The organism is Kordia sp. (assembly GCF_045105435.1).
Classification (GTDB): domain Bacteria; phylum Bacteroidota; class Bacteroidia; order Flavobacteriales; family Flavobacteriaceae; genus Kordia.
This window is the reverse complement of sequence record NZ_JBGCDL010000318.1, coordinates 1-16,737: the sequence shown is the minus strand read 5'-3', so window position 1 is coordinate 16,737 and position 16,737 is coordinate 1. Positions and strand designations below refer to the sequence as shown.

The window sequence follows — 16,737 nt, the reverse complement described above, 5'->3', positions numbered from 1 at the left end:
TTCAAAAAGTGCAATATAGAAGAAAAATTAATTAAAGGTAGGCTCCATTTTTGCATTAATAATTTCTACATGTTTACTCTCTGATGTTAAATCTGCATGCGAAATTCTTAAAATATAAAAAGCGCCTTCTTCTTGAAAAAAGTGAAGGATTCTAATATTTGAATTAAATAAATCTCTTCCATCATTTCTGCTATCAAAAAGGACTTTGTCACGTTTGTTTTTTATTTCGTAATACGTTCCCGAATTTCCATCTTTTACGGTCAATTGTAGTGGTGGAATCAATTTTCCTTTCTTAGTCCAATTCTCGCCAGGTAGTTTTCTCCATTTCACAAGGGCATAATTATCAGAGCCAGCTACTTCCGTTTTACCATTATTTAACGAATTAAAAAGTCCGTTTCGTTGCAAATCCAAAGCTTTAATATAGCCAAGACTAATACTGTCAGGATTTATAATGCTCAATCCATCTTCCACAATTTTCGATCGTAAATTTCCTAAATTCACATCAGATTGTTCACCCAATACTTTACGAATAGTAGTGTCTTTTGTTTTAATTATTATTTCTGGTTTCACTATTTTCCCGTTGTTATCAATGGCAATCCAATTGTTGTTTTCGATACTAATTTCTGGAACTCCTGTAGAATCACTTGTATTAAATTCTTGTTGTGAATAAATAATGATGACGCCTATAACTTCCAATACCAATACAATAAATATACGTTTTCGGTACCATTCCGGAATTTTTATCCAGCCAGGAATACTTGCAATTCCGATAATGGCAGTGGAAAAGAAAATAACTAAAAACCCGTACTTTAAAATTTCAATAAACATTTTTTTCTGCGATGTATGTATAAAATTATATGTATTATAATGTGCTTTTATACTTTAATTTGAAGCAATTAATATAAGAAATTATTGTCAATAAATTATGTAATGAATGTGTATAGTGTTTATTTTTTTTGGATTGAAGTAGTTGTGTCATAATTTAACCCAATCTGCGCTTTTACGCGGTCAATAATTGTCATTAATTGTGCGCTAAATGCCAATGGTAATTTTGAATTTTCGGTTTCTCCATTGCGAATGCAACCATTTACATCTTCAATTTCGTGAATGTATCCATTTCCTGAATGTGGCAATTCAAAAACGGTTTCTACATCATCTTTGAAAAGTGTAATTGTATTGGCATGATGAAAACGGCGATGTAATTTTATTGAACCTTTTGAGCCAAAAATATAGCCTTCTGTTGGCGTATCGACTTCAAAAGTAGATTCTAAAATTGCTTTTGCTCCGTTTTTATAATCAAATAACATCGCACAAAAACTATCTACTTCGGTTGGTGTCATGCGCGCCATGGTTTTAATTTCGGACGGCATTCCTAATACTAACAGACTTAAAAATATTGGGTAAATTCCAATATCTAACAACGAGCCGCCACCTAATTTTTTATTGAATAAGCGACTTTCAGGATTTGGTTCGCCAAGAAAGCCAAAATCGGCACGAATACTTATAATTTCTCCGATGGTTTCTTCTTGTAAAAGTTTCAATACTTTTTGGTATGACGGCATAAAACGTGTCCAAATAGCTTCCATTAAAAATACGTTTCTTGCTTGTGCTTCTGCAATCATGGTTTGCACTTGCGTGGAATTGACACCTAGTGGCTTTTCGCATAAAACTGCCTTATTTTGTTTCAAACAAAGCATTGTATTTTCAAAATGGAATACATGTGGTGTGGCAATATAAATGACATCAATTTCAGGGTCTTGGGCAAGTGCTTCGTATGAATTGTATGCTTTTTGTGCTTTGTAACGTTTCGCGAAAGCGATAGCCTTTTCCATACTACGCGAAGCAACTCCGTGAAGCATTGCAGTGTCAGAAAGTTGTAAATCAGCCGCAAATTTATGCGCAATTTTCCCCAATCCGATAATTCCCCAACGTACTTTTTGTGACATGTTTTTTAGTTTTGAATACGCTCAAAAATAGAAAATTATTTTTTTTGGAAAAAGTTCTGTGTCGCTTTACAAATTGTTTTTAGCAAAAACGGTTTTCCAATGATCTTTCATGTGTACTACTTTCCAATCTTGTAATTCGGCAACATCTAGTGAAACCCTATTTTTTTCAGAATAGGCTACTTCTCGTTCAGCGTCATCATGATTAATTAGCAATTGAAAATTTGGAAGCGGATTTGATTTGCAATAGGTTAAATGCTCCACATCACCAGCATTTAAAACATTTCCTGCTGAAAAAATTGGAATTCTTCCTATACGAGCATCGATAGCTTCAGATTTTCCTGCAAATACTGTTTTGTGAATATTCTGAATTTGTTTGCGGATAAAAGTATCTTCTGGCTTTATACCATTTTTTGGTTCTTCTGGCTCTATATCATTTTTTGGTTCGTCTGGCTTCGTGTTAATTGCTGATACATATTGGTTAATAGCAAAGGAGCCAATTACATTTTCATTAGGAATTCCATATAATTCTTCTGCAAATACGCGCATAAAATCACTGCTTCCACCAGAACAAAGAAATATTTTGAAATCATTTTTTCGTAAATAATCCAATAATTCTAGCATTGGTTTGTAGGTAAGCTCTTTGTATGTGCGTCCTGTCAATTTTTTATTTATAGTGTTTTTGTTCTTCTCATTTTCTTTGGGATATTTCCACTGTGCTAAAAATTCTTTCACATTAGTTTGGAATTCAGATAGTGGCATACCGCTTTCAACTTGTTCATATAGTATGCGCTGAATTGTAGCGTTTTTTTTAATTTCCCCTTTAAAATATTTTTCCATCATCTTACTGATTTCAGTGTCAGGATTTGCAGCAATATTTTTTTGCATCTGATACTTCATAAATTCTATTTGTATCGTTGGTTTTTCACACCATAAGGTACCATCATTATCAAAAGTTGCAATTCGCTTTGAAGGTTCTACGAAATTTATGTGATTCTCATTTGTAACTTCTTCTACAAATTGTATAATTTTTTCTCTTGGCGAATTTGCGTTCCAAGCAGATAAGATGTCATAATTTTTGTAAGCCATAATTTTGATTTTAAGTTGATTACATGGCAAAGATGACAAAACAGCTTCTGGAATTTCATATAAATGGTATGAGTGCAAAAAATATAGGAGCGAATGCACGGGAATGGAGAGTTTGGATACGTGCGTCTGTTTCAAATACTATTAATTTTAATTGACGGATATCATTTTTTGAAATTTTGAAGTCATTACATAAAATCTACGCAAATCATCGTATGTTTTTGCAGACTTCTATTTTGTAGTTTTAAATACTATTAAATTATATCTTATGATGATTAAATCTTCTTTTAAACGTTTACTGCAAACTTGTATCCTTATTACATGTACTTTGTCTTTACAAATGACTGCTCAAAACCAATCACAAGATTTCATTATTTTGAAAACTAAAGACACAATTTATGGCGAAAAAATAAGAAATACCAAATGGTTTAATAGACTCGGAAGAATCACTGTTGTACAGAAAAATAAGAAAGAATTAGTGTACGGTTATAACGAAGTATATCAATTTCATGAATTTAATAGAAAAGGAAAAGAAAGCGTTTACGAACTCGTAAAAGAATTCAAGGAGACTGAAAACTCATACCAAACGATGAACGTTATTATAAATAAAGGAAAGGTAAAACTCTACTATCACGATCCGGGACAATGGGCAGATCGTCCATTTATAGTCAGTGACATTTTCTACGGATATGCACACAGACGTAGCTATAAAAAATTCTTAAAAGAACTTGATAAATGTGAAGGTTTTCGTGAAAAATTTACACAGAAAAAAGAACGTCGTGAACGGTATATTAAAAATTTAGTTGAATTTTATAATGCGAATTGTGAGTAAAATATGAAAAATAGCTTCTGTAAATATCAAATCAATCTTAAAAAAATAGCCTTAATAAGTTTGTTGTTTTTAATGTGTGCGTGTGCTACAACATTGCAAACAAACAATAAGAATGGAACTGAAAATAACTTTATCATTCTAAAAAATAACGATACTATTTATGGTAGGAAGATCAGGTTTTCGAGAGGATTTAACAAAATAGGAAATGTAAAAGTTGTAAAAGTAAATGGTGAAAAATTGACGTACGGATATGATAAAGTGTATCAAGTACATGAATATCGAAAAGGCGAAAATTCTTATGTTCAAGAGTTTGTAATGTTAACTCCTAATAATCCCGTTTCTTTAACGCTAATGGACGTTATTATCAATACAGGAAGTGTGAGGTTATATGAGAATGATCCAACAAATTTCCCAAATATACCTTTTGTTGTGAGCGATTTTTTTTATGGATATGTTCGCAATCAAGCTCGATTTAATAAGTTGTTAGAAAAGTTCGATACTTGCGATGCTTTTATTGAAAAATACCCGAAAAGTATACAGCGAAAAAGGAGTGATCTTAGAAGTTTGATTGAATTTTATAATAAGTTTTGTAGAGATTGAATCTATTTGTTGATAAAAAATAGCCCACAAAAAAACCGCTTCCATAAACAGAAAGCGGTTTTCTAAAATATATAACGAAGCTAAGAATCTCTTACAATCCGAAAGCTGTTTTTACTTTATCTACAAAATCTAATTTTTCCCAAGTAAATAACTCAACATCCATCGTTTTTGATTCTCCATAAGGAGTTGTAAATGTTTTGGAAACGATTTCATTTTTACGTCCCATGTGTCCGTAAGCAGCAGTTTCACTGTACATTGGTGTGCGTAATTTTAAACGACTTTCAATCGCTGCAGGACGCATATCAAATACTTCTTTTACGATCTCTGCAATCTCTCCATCAGTCAAATCAACTTTTGCCGTTCCGTATGTGTCAACAAAGATTCCCATTGGTTCAACAACGCCAATTGCGTACGATACTTGTACTAAAATCTCATCAGCAACACCAGCTGCAACTAAATTTTTTGCTACGTGACGCGTTGCATACGCAGCACTTCTATCTACTTTACTTGGATCTTTTCCTGAGAATGCTCCACCACCGTGAGCACCTTTTCCACCGTATGTATCAACAATAATTTTTCTTCCTGTCAATCCAGTATCTCCGTGTGGTCCACCAATAACAAACTTTCCAGTTGGGTTAATGTGATACTTAATATCATCACCAAATAATGCTTGAATAGCTGGATCTAATTTTGCGATTACACGTGGAATTAAAATCTCAACAATATCCTTGCGGATTTTATTTAGCATTACTTCGTCGTTTTCGTCAAAATCATCATGTTGTGTAGAAATCACAATTGCTTCTACTCTTGAAGGTACATTGTCATCATTATACTCAATCGTTACCTGACTTTTTGCATCTGGTCGTAAATACGTAATATCTTTGTTTTCTCTACGTAAAGCAGCCAATTCAATCAACATTAAATGTGATAAATCTAAGGCTAAAGGCATCAAGTTTTTAGTCTCTTTCGTTGCATACCCAAACATCATTCCTTGGTCACCAGCACCTTGCTCTTCTTTCGTAGCTCTGTCAACACCTCTATTAATGTCGTCTGATTGTTCGTGAATTGCCGATAAAACACCACAAGAATTTCCGTCAAACATATATTCACTCTTCGTGTATCCGATCTTGTTAACTACTTCTCTAGCAATCTTTTGAACGTCTAAATATGTGTTTGATTTTACTTCTCCAGCTAAGATAACTTGCCCTGTAGTAACCAAGGTTTCACAAGCTACTTTTGATTCAGGATCGAATGCTAAAAAATTATCAATTAAAGCATCAGAAATTTGATCTGCTACCTTGTCTGGATGTCCTTCTGAAACCGATTCAGAGGTAAAAAAATATGACATAATAAATCTTCTTTTAAAAAATTAAATGATGAAAAAATAAAAAGAGATTGCTTGGTCGTCTAAAGAAGTAGAAAATTACTGCTTTAGCATTTTTTAACGTATTGAATTAAATTCAGTACTTGAGGTTGCAATCAGTTCAAATTTCTCCTCAAAACAGGTGCAAATGTATGAAAATCTACTAGATATAAACAACAAAAAAATAGAATTTTATATTTCATCATAAAAACTGTTAAAAATGAAATTTTTTGAAAAAACATTTGGATATTAAATAATTATGACTTTACCTTTGTAGCAAACAAAGACAAAAAATGTTTACTAAAGTTTCAAATATGATGTGTTGTACTATGTGTTGCAGAAATGCCGCAGAGGACACTATTGTATTACGCTAACTTTAAAAAGCATCTCACAATAATTTAAGCCTCTGCAAATCGCAGAGGCTTTTTTCATGATTATATTTTAAGTTAATTTCTTTTTTTCAAAAACCAATGAGTAAATTTTTTCAAATAGCAAGTATCAAAATTACAATGACAATGTGTTGTTGTATGATGACTATGTGCATGATGTGCTGTAGTCAAGCTTGCTATTATCGAAAAGTACCAGATAAATACTAACCCATTTATCATTTTGTAAAAAAGGTTCTTTTGGTAATATACTTCCAAAAGGACCTTTTTTCATTGGTGAAATTTCAACAAGTACAGTACAAAAAACACAAGAGTAAGCACAAACAAACAAATCAACAAATAGACAAAATCCAAACAAACAAAAACATAAAAACGAGAAAACATGAGTACACAAAAATTCGCAACAAAAGCATTACATTCAGGACACGACACAACGAAAAACGGAGGAACTAGAGCTGTCCCAATTTATCAATCGACAGCATATGTATTTAACAATTCGGATCATGCATCAAACTTATTCTCCTTAGCAGAACCAGGGAATATTTACACAAGAATCAACAATCCCACAAACGACGTTTTAGAACAACGACTAGCTGCTTTAGAAGGTGGAATTGCAGCAGTAGTAACCGCTTCCGGAACCGCAGCCATTGCAACAACATTGCTAACATTACTAAGAGCTGGCGATCATGTAGTTGCTTCCAATAGTTTATATGGCGGAACGTATAATTTGCTAAATGTAACCTTGCCAAGACTCGGAATTACAACTACATTCGTGGATCCAGCAGAAGCAAACAGTTTCAATGATGCCGTACAAGAAAACACAAGAGCCGTTTTCATTGAATCATTAGGAAATCCGAAATTAGACGTTTTAGACATTGAAAAAATTTCAGCGCAAGCAAAAGCCAACAAAATTCCACTCATTGTCGACAATACAATTGCCACACCTTACTTATTGAATCCTATCAAACACGGTGCAAACATCGTTATTCACTCACTTACAAAATACATCAACGGAAACGGAACAGCTTTAGGTGGTGCCATCATTGACGCTGGAACATTCGATTGGACAAACGGAAAGTTCCCAGAATTCACAGAACCATCTGCCGGATATCACGGTTTAGTCTACAGCGAAGCACTCAAAGAAGCCGCATTTATTGCTAAAGTTCGTATTGAAGGATTGCGCGATTTTGGTTCCGCATTAAGTCCATTCAACGCATTTCAAATCATTCAAGGATTAGAAACCTTACCAATCCGAATCAAACAACACAGTGAAAACGCACTCGAATTGGCAAAATGGCTACAAACACAACAAGCCGTTGCTTGGGTAAACTATCCAGGATTGGAAACGAGTAACTACAAAGCATTAGCAGATAAATACTTGTCAAAAGGGCAAAGCGGAATTGTAACTTTTGGAATCAAAGCAGGATTTGAAGCTGCAAAACGAATTGCTGACGAAACAAAAGTATTCTCACTTTTAGCAAATATTGGCGATACAAAATCACTCATTATTCACCCAGCAAGTACCACGCATCAACAACTAACAGCGGAACAGCAAACAGCTACAGGTGTAACGCAAGACTTAATTCGTTTATCGGTCGGTTTGGAAAATGTGTCAGATCTAAAAACAGATTTACAAACCGTATTTGACAAAATAACCGCGGGAATTCCAGCATCATAATACACATATTTTGAGACAGAAAATAGCACATATTACCATTTCAGATTTCTTTACCGAAACTGGCGCGTATTATCCAAACCTAAAGTTGAGTTATCAGCTTACAGGTTCGGATAGTGCAGATGCGCCAATTGTGTTAGTAAATCACGCACTCACAGGAAACTCGGAAGTTACAGGCGAAAACGGTTGGTGGAATAAGTTGATTGGCGATGGAAAATGTATTGATACCAACTATTTTAAAATCTTAAGCTTCGACATTCCGGGCAATGGTTTTTCAAGCGAAACGGGATTAATCAAATTCTATAAAGACTTTTTGGCGAGAGATATTGCTAAAATTTTTATCAGAGGACTAGAAAACCTAAAAATAGATTCGCTTTTTGCCGCAATTGGCGGATCGTTGGGCGGAGGAATTGCGTGGGAAATGGCAGTTTTAGAACCAAATCTGATTCAAAATCTAATTCCGATTGCTTCTGATTGGAAATCGACCGATTGGCTTATTGGGAATTGCTTTTTGCAAGAACGCATCCTTGAAAACTCTAGCAATCCGATTGAAGATGCACGTATTCATGCCATGTTGTGCTACAGAACGCCTTTTTCTTTCAAAGTAAAATTCCAGCGAACACAACACAAAGAAACAGCACAGTTTAATACTGAAAGTTGGTTGGCGCACCATGGAAAAAGACTCCAAGAACGCTATCAATTGGCAGCCTACAAACTGATGAATCAGCTTTTAAAAACAATCGATATTACCAGAGGAAGAGCTTCACTTGAAAAAGTAGCTTCAAAAATTACAGGAAACATTCATATCATCAGTATTAACAGTGATATCTTTTTTTCGCCAGATGAAGACATAGAAACGTATCAGCGGTTAAAACGCGTCAAGAAAAACGTGTATCACGACGAAATTCAGTCGATTCACGGACACGATGCATTTTTAATAGAATATGGTCAACTAAGTCTGTTGCTTAGAAACATATTTCAAGTACAAAAATCATCAATAAAATAGAGTAAAAGCATGAAACGAGAATTCAAAATTTTCAGTCATTTTTTATAAAAATAAGGCTTAAAATTTTTAATACGAGAACGAAGTGGTTGCACACGTTCTCAATTTTAAAAATAAATTATCAAAATAATTATTAAAATTTAAACGTGTGAAAATTTTAAAATTTGGCGGAAAATCACTCGCAAACGGAAAAGGAATCAAAAACACGATTCAAATCATAAAAGAAAAAGCAACACAGCAAGAACATATTGCAGTCGTATTGTCTGCACGTGGAAACGCTACGGATGAGTTGTTGGAAATGTTAGAGAAAGCTATTCAGAAAGAATCGTACCACGAACAATTGACCGCGTTTAAAGCATATCAAAGTCAAATAGACAGATCGATAGATTTTTCGGAAGAATTTACAACGCTCGAAAATTTGTTTCAAGGTGTTTCATTATTAGGAGATTACAGTGAAAAAATAAAAGATCAAGTCGTGTCGCAAGGAGAAATTATCTCGGCGAAATTAGTGACGAGTTTACTAAAAAAAGAAGGTGTTAATGCACATTTTACAGACACTAGAAATCTTATAAAAACGGATGATGCGTTCGGAAATGCACGTCCACTAGATGTCATTTCGCGTAAAAATATCATCAATCATTTCAAATCGCATAACGGAACAACGGTAAACATTGTGACAGGTTTTATTGGTTCAAATCAAAACAATGAAACCACAACTTTAGGTAGAAACGGAAGCAATTATACGGCGGCTTTATTGGCTAATTTTTTGGATGCAGAAGAATTACAAAACTACACACATGTAGATGGAATTTTCACTGCGAACCCTGATTTGGTCGCTGACGCGCGAAAAATCTCAGAATTATCATTCAACGAAGCAAACGAGTTGGCAAACTTTGGAGCCAACATTTTACACGCAAAAACCATTGTTCCGCTCATAGAAAAAACCATTCCATTGCGAATTTTAAATACTTTTAATAGTTCGGATGAAGGAACCATCATCAAGCAAAAAACGACGAAAAAAGGAATCAAATCAATCTCCGTTTTAGACAATGTAGCGCTAGTCAATTTAGAAGGAAGAGGTTTGCTAGGAAGAGTTGGTGTAGATGCGCGAATTTTTAAAACATTAAGCGAAAACAACATCAATGTAAGTATCATTTCGCAAGGTTCTTCGGAACGTGGAATTGGTTTGGTGATTGATGCAGAAAAGGCTCCACAAGCAATTGTAGCCTTAGAAAAAGAATTTGAAAATGATTTCTACACGAAAGATGTTAACAAAATTTCAATCATTAATGATGTCGCTGTAATTTCGATTGTGGGACAAGATTTAAGTGAATTTCACAAGCCGTACAATGCGCTTATCAAAAATCAAATCGTTCCAATTCTATTCAATAATACCGTCAGCGGGAAGAACGTAAGTTTGGTGGTAAAAAAATCAGAATTACACAAAGCAATCAATGTAATTCACGGTCAAATCTTCGGAATTTCTAAAAAAATAAATATCGCAGTCTTTGGAAAAGGATTGGTTGGTGGCACATTATTAGATCAAATCGTGCAAAGCAAAAAAGATATATTAGACAAAAACAACATCAAGTTAAATGTGTTTGCTGTGGCAGATTCGCAACATGTATATTTAGACAAAAACGGAATTGCAGACAATTGGCAGGAAACATTCACAAAAGAAAAAATAGCGCATACCGTACAGCAAATAATTGACTACGCAAAAAACAATCACTTAGAAAATTTAATTGCGGTTGATACAACAGCAAGCAAGGATTTTATTCATAATTATATAAGTTTAGTTACGAATGGCTTCGATTTGGTTTCGGCAAATAAAATTGCAAATACAGTTGAGTACTCATTCTATGATACGTTGCGAAAAGAACTGAAAAGGCATCAAAAAAATTATTTGTACGAAACCAATGTTGGAGCGGGATTGCCATTAATTGACACGATAAAATTATTGCATAAATCGGGTGAAAAAATCAGTAAAATTCGCGGTGTGTTTTCAGGCTCTTTAAGTTACTTGTTTAACACCTTTTCGGTGAAAGACATCGAATTTAGCAAAGTGTTGAAACAAGCCTCAGTAAAAGGATTTACCGAGCCAGATGCGCGTGAAGATTTATCGGGAAATGATGTGGCACGTAAGCTTTTAATCCTTGCTAGGGAATTGGATTTAAAGCATGAATTCTCAGATATTACCATTCAAAACTTATTGCCAGCGCACTTACAAGCAATCAGTTTGCAAAATTTCAAAAAGAACGTGACTGATTTAGACAAAACGTATAAACTCATCAAGGCAAATCAGCAAGAAAATCATGTATTGCGTTATGTGGGCGATTTATCTACCGAAACAGGAATCTTGGAAGTAAAGCTAATTTCTGTACCGAGCAATAGTGCATTGGGACAAATAAAAGGTTCAGACTCTATCTTTGAAATTTACACAGAAGCCTACAAAGAGCAGCCGTTGGTAATTCAAGGCGCAGGTGCTGGCGCGGCAGTGACGGCAAGAGGTGTTTTTGGAGATATTTTACGATTAACGGAGAAACTGTAGACTTCGACTCCGCTCAGTCTACGTTTGAAGTTTAAATGCTAAATGTTGAATTTTAAATTAAAAAATGTCAATTCGAGCGCAGTCGAGAATACTATGATAAATAGTTGATTTTATATACTATAGATAGAAAACAAATCAACGAATCAACAAAAAACGAAGTTTAAATGTTTATAAGTTTAATAGTTTAAGTTTTGAAATAAAAAATAGAAAAACACTTTTACAAGCAACAGAGCGCAGCGACCAACTGACAACAGGAGCAAAGCGACTAAAACAACAACAAAAACAATGAATTCCCAACACATAGAAACACAGGCAATTCGGACACAAATAGAACGCTCTAGTTTCCTTGAACATTCCAATCCGTTATACCTTACATCAAGTTTTATTTTTGAAGATGTAGAAGATATGCGGGCTTCCTTTGCAGAAGAAAAACAACGTAACATTTACAGTCGATTCACGAATCCGAACACCTCCGAATTCGTGTCAAAAATTTGCAAACTAGAAAGTGCAGAAGATGGTTATGCTTTTGCAACAGGAATGTCGGCGGTATTTTCCACATTTGCAGCATTGCTTAATAGTGGAGATCATATTGTGTCTTCGCGATCCATATTTGGTTCAACCAATAGTCTATTTACGAAGTTTTTACCGAAATGGAATATTGAAACAAGTTATTTCAAAGTAAACGAAATAGATAAAATTGAATCCTTAATTCAGCCAAATACGAAAGTATTATATGCAGAATCGCCAACGAATCCAGCAGTTGACATCATAGATTTAGAAATATTAGGAAAAATTGCCAAAAAGCACAATCTCATCTTAATCATAGACAATTGCTTTGCAACACCATATTTGCAACAACCTATAAAATTTGGAGCCGATTTAGTAATTCATTCTGCTACAAAACTTATTGACGGACAAGGTCGTGTATTAGGCGGTGTTACGGTTGGTCGTGCCGATTTAGTTCGTGAAATATATTTATTCGCAAGAAATACAGGCCCAGCATTATCGCCATTCAATGCATGGATTTTATCAAAAAGTCTAGAAACCTTAGTTGTACGTGTAGATCGTCATTGTGAGAATGCTTTAAAAGTGGCTGAGTTTTTAGAAAATCACCCAAAAGTGAATACCGTAAAATATCCTTTTCTAAAGTCGCATCCGCAATATGAAATTGCCAAAAAGCAGATGAAACTAGGAGGAAACGTAGTTGCGTTTGAAGTAAAAGGAGGCGTTGACGCTGGAAGAACATTTCTAAACAGTATTAAAATGTGTTCGTTATCAGCAAATTTAGGTGACACAAGAAGTATTGTTACGCATCCAGCATCTACAACGCATAGTAAATTATCTGTGGAAGATAGATTGGAAACAGGTATTACTGACGGACTTATTCGTGTATCTGTTGGTCTTGAAAACGTAAATGACATCATTCAAGATATCACTCAAGCATTAGAAAATGTCGATTAAAGCTGCTATTTGTAGTAATTAAAAAGAAAGTTAATAAACATTAAAAAAGTCAGCTTCGGTTCACTTTTTTTTGTGTAAAAAAATGGAGTTTAAATTTTGAAAAGTAGATTATTAATTGATTTTTAGAAAAAATAGGATAATCGATCATTTTTAGTTGCGGATTCCCGTAAATGCCTTATAAATAAGCGTGTACAAGTGAGTTGTAAAGAACTAAATATGCCGCTGGTTTCGATGAAATATCTTAAAATAACGATGAAATGCAATTTTTTAAAGATTAATGAAACGATATATTTTCTAATTTTAGTAAAGCAAAATAGCCCACTACCAAATCCCCTAAATTATGAGAACATACCTATGCCTCACTTTTATTTGTATATTTTTATCTTTTTCAGACCTACAAGCGCAATGCGCCGGAATAAACAATAATGCTTGTACCACAGCTGCTCCTGCTGTTGTAGGGAACAGCATAACTTGTACGCCACCTCAAAACAACGGTGGGCGAAGAAATTTCAGAGTTACCAATATGATTGCTGGAGCTACTTACAGACTTTCTAATTGCGGATCTGGTTTTGACACACAAATGTCAGTTAGAGATGCTTCAGGAACTTCTGTAGCATTCAATGACGATAATGGCCCAGCATGTGCAGGAACAGAAGCTTCCATTGATTTTATACCAACTACAACCGGAGATTACAGAATACATTTAAATCGTTACAACTGTGCAACATCAAATGCTTTAAACGGTGATATTGTAGTCACACTTTTAAGTTTGCCTTCAATAGCTAATGACGATTGTTCTGGAGCTACTTCACTAAGTGTAAGCCCAACAAGCACCTGTATAACATCTGTTTCTGGAGACTCTTCTACAGCTACGCAAAGTATTGCTGCTGTAACTTGTAATGCATTCACAGGTGATGCAGATGACGATGTTTGGTATAGTTTTGTAGCAACAGGAACAGCTCATGATATTACAGTAAGTCCAGGAACAATTAACGATTTGGTAGTTGATTTACGATCGGGCGCATGTGATGGAGCCAATATAGATTGTGCAGACAATACATCAGGAGGTACTGACGAAGTTATCAATGCAACAGGACTATCAATAGGATCAACATACTATGTGCGTGTATACAGTTATGGTAATGCTGGCAATGCAGGTACATTTGATATCTGTGTCACAACACCAGTTACAACACCTTCAAATGATGATTGCGCCAATGCTATAACATTAGGTGTAAGTCCAACAGATACCTGTGTAACAAGTGTTACTGGAACAACTGATAATGCAACACAAAGTTTAGCAGCGATTAATTGTAATGGAATAACTGGAAATGCCGATGACGATGTTTGGTATAGTTTTGTAGCTACAGCTTTTGAGCATGATGTTACAGTTACTCCTGGAACTATGGGTGACGTAGTTATAGATTTACGATCAGGAGCATGTAATGGAACTAATATAGATTGTGCAGACAACACAGGAGGTAGTAATGCAGAAGTTATAAACGCGACAGGTTTAACGCTTGGTACAACCTATTATGTACGTGTATACAGTAGAGCTGGAGCAGGACAAGTAGGATCTTTTGATATTTGTGTAACTACGCCTCCGCAACCACCATTAAATAATGATTGTTCCAATGCTACAGCACTCACGGTAAGCGGAACAACGTGTACAACAAGTGTGTCAGGTACAACTGAATTAGCAACACAAAGTATTGCAGCTATTAATTGTAACAGTGCTACAGGAGATGCAAACGACGATGTTTGGTATAGTTTCACAGCTACACAAGCAAATCATGATATAACAGTAACACCAGGAACACTCACAAATGCCGTAGTTGATTTACGATCAGGTGCATGTACAGGAACTAATATAGACTGTGCAGATGCCACAACAGGCGCAAGTGCAGAAGTAATAAATGCAACAGGTTTAACAACAGGAACAACGTACTATATAAGAGTATACAGTTTTGGAAGTACAGGAAATGAAGGTACTTTTGATATCTGTGTAACTTCACCGATAATTCCACCTGTAAATGATGATTGCGCCAATGCTACTTCATTAAGTGTCAGTCCAAGTAATACATGTATAACAAGTATTACTGGTACAACTGTAGATGCTTCTCAAAGTTTAGCCGCAATTAGCTGTGGTGGTTTTACAGGAAATGCAGATGATGATGTTTGGTATAGCTTTGTTGCTACTGCAACAAGTCATGATATTACAGTAACGACAGGAACTATAGTTGATTTAGTATTAGATTTACGTTCAGGTGCTTGTAATGGAACTAATATTACTTGCGCAGACGGAACAACAGGATCTGGTACTGAAGTTATCAATGCAACTGGTCTATCCATAGGAACAACCTATTATGTCCGAGTATACAGTTATGGAGGTGCTGGTAGCGAAGGAACCTTTAATATTTGTGTTACAACACCAACTATAATTCCTGGACCTTGTCAACCAACAACAGATACACCTGGTACGATGTATATAGATGAAGTTGCTTTTCTAGGAACTTTGGAAGATGTTACTAATGCTGGTACAGGTTTTAGTACAGGTTATCAGGATTTCACAGGTCTAGCTACTTTATCAAGACAAGTAGAAGGAGAAGGTATTAATGTATATTTAGAAGCTCCATTTAGATGTACTTGGAAAGCTTGGGTCGATTGGGATGGTGATGATGTATTCGATGAAACAACAGAAGAAGTATACAATTCAAACTTTATCTCAACTACAACCACCACTTTCGGTTTTGTAATTCCGTTAGGAACTGCAGCTGGTAATTACAGATTGCGTGTTCGTAACTATACAGGTTATGATTATTCCATATTTGATTATAATAATTCATACGATTTTGATCCATGTGAAGATTTTGTAGATACAGGAGTAACAATTGATCAACATGGAGAAGCAGAAGATTATTTATTTACAGTTGAACCGTTTTGTGATGCACTAATTGATACGATTACTGATGGGGAAACTTGTGGAACAGGAACGGTAAATTTATCTGTAACAGGAACAGGAACACCTTCAGTGACAGAATTCAGATGGTACGATGCCGAAACAGGCGGAAGCTTAGTGGCAACAACAGTTACAGGAAACTGGACAACTCCATCAATTTCAGCAACAACAACATACTATGTAACGGCTTACAATGGTACTTGTGAATCTTGGGTGCGAGAGCCAGTTGTTGCAAAATTTAATCCTATACCAACAGTAAATATTACGCCAGATATATCAAGTAGAGTTGTATGTGGAGAAAATGATATGTTAGAAATATCAGTTTCTGGAGATGTGGAAGATGTTTTCTTAATAGATGAAGACTTCGAGTCTGGCGGTTTAGGAGCTTTTAGTAACGTATTTATCATTGACAATGGCGCTACGATCAATGCGCGTTCTGCATGGCAAAATCAAACAAGTACTTTTGTCCCAGCAGAAGAAGTATGGTTTCCAGCAATCTCTTCAGGATTTGGAAGTGATCAATTTGTAATCTCTAACTCAGATGTCGGAGCTGACGGATTTGGAACCTCGTACATTACACACAACGCATTACAATCAACGACTTCATATGATACGACAGATTATGTAAATCTGGCATTCAGTTTTGATTGTTATTATTCACATTACTTAGATGATGGTGTTGGTGGTGCAGATGATTACTTTACAGTAGAAGTCTCTACCGATGGAACAGCTTGGACAGCACTAACAGCAGATATTATTGCAGATGTCGGAATTGGAACAAAATTCGACAATCTATCGTATGATTTATCAGCATATATCAATGAACTTACACTAAGTGTGCGAGTTCGTTTCTTCGCAGAATGGTCTGATGGAATCGC

At 35.1% G+C, this 16,737-nt stretch carries 11 protein-coding genes; 7 read left to right on the top strand and 4 right to left on the bottom strand.

Going from position 1 to position 16,737, the window contains the following annotated elements; genetic code table 11:
* Positions 1 to 27: 27 nt before the first annotated feature.
* The 3 genes from AB8B65_RS16255 to AB8B65_RS16245 all read right to left on the bottom strand — a co-directional run bounded on the left by AB8B65_RS16255 (position 28) and on the right by AB8B65_RS16245 (position 3,032).
* Positions 28 to 828, bottom strand: coding sequence for a hypothetical protein (locus AB8B65_RS16255; protein ID WP_405302325.1), 801 nt, complete (start codon positions 826 to 828; stop codon positions 28 to 30).
* Positions 829 to 947: 119 nt separating this feature from the next.
* Positions 948 to 1,946 (bottom strand): Gfo/Idh/MocA family protein, encoded by a 999-nt coding sequence (locus AB8B65_RS16250; RefSeq protein ID WP_405302324.1) that lies wholly within the window; start codon positions 1,944 to 1,946, stop codon positions 948 to 950.
* Between the two features lie 66 nt (positions 1,947 to 2,012).
* Entirely contained in the window at positions 2,013 to 3,032 is a 1,020-nt protein-coding gene (locus AB8B65_RS16245; RefSeq protein ID WP_405302323.1) for an HAD family hydrolase, read from the bottom strand.
* 373 nt (positions 3,033 to 3,405) lie between these two features.
* Between AB8B65_RS16245 and AB8B65_RS16240 the strand changes: the two genes are divergently transcribed.
* Complete coding sequence (locus AB8B65_RS16240; RefSeq protein WP_405302322.1) at positions 3,406 to 3,861, top strand: hypothetical protein; 456 nt, start codon at positions 3,406 to 3,408, stop codon at positions 3,859 to 3,861.
* Between the two features lie 3 nt (positions 3,862 to 3,864).
* Positions 3,865 to 4,461, top strand: a complete 597-nt coding sequence (locus AB8B65_RS16235; RefSeq protein WP_405302321.1) for a hypothetical protein — start codon at positions 3,865 to 3,867, stop codon at positions 4,459 to 4,461.
* Positions 4,462 to 4,552: 91 nt separating this feature from the next.
* Here the strand turns inward: AB8B65_RS16235 and metK are convergent, their stop codons facing one another.
* A complete protein-coding gene (metK, locus tag AB8B65_RS16230; protein WP_405302320.1) occupies positions 4,553 to 5,809 on the bottom strand; it encodes a methionine adenosyltransferase in 1,257 nt (418 codons plus the stop codon).
* 783 nt (positions 5,810 to 6,592) lie between these two features.
* On the opposite strand from metK, the gene AB8B65_RS16225 reads away from it, so the two are divergent.
* The 5 genes from AB8B65_RS16225 to AB8B65_RS16205 form a co-directional block, all read left to right on the top strand.
* Positions 6,593 to 7,888: an O-acetylhomoserine aminocarboxypropyltransferase/cysteine synthase family protein gene (locus AB8B65_RS16225; RefSeq protein ID WP_405302319.1), complete on the top strand. Its 1,296-nt coding sequence runs from the start codon at positions 6,593 to 6,595 to the stop codon at positions 7,886 to 7,888.
* 10 nt (positions 7,889 to 7,898) lie between these two features.
* On the top strand, positions 7,899 to 8,891 hold the full coding sequence (locus AB8B65_RS16220; RefSeq protein WP_405302318.1) for an alpha/beta fold hydrolase: 993 nt from the start codon (positions 7,899 to 7,901) through the stop codon (positions 8,889 to 8,891).
* Positions 8,892 to 9,036: 145 nt separating this feature from the next.
* Entirely contained in the window at positions 9,037 to 11,439 is a 2,403-nt protein-coding gene (gene thrA, locus AB8B65_RS16215) for a bifunctional aspartate kinase/homoserine dehydrogenase I (RefSeq protein WP_405302317.1), read from the top strand.
* Positions 11,440 to 11,724: 285 nt separating this feature from the next.
* Complete coding sequence (locus AB8B65_RS16210) at positions 11,725 to 12,900, top strand: trans-sulfuration enzyme family protein (protein WP_405302316.1); 1,176 nt, start codon at positions 11,725 to 11,727, stop codon at positions 12,898 to 12,900.
* A gap of 340 nt (positions 12,901 to 13,240) precedes the next feature.
* On the top strand, positions 13,241 to 16,737 hold a 3,497-nt coding region (locus AB8B65_RS16205), incomplete at its 3' end, for a GEVED domain-containing protein (protein WP_405302315.1).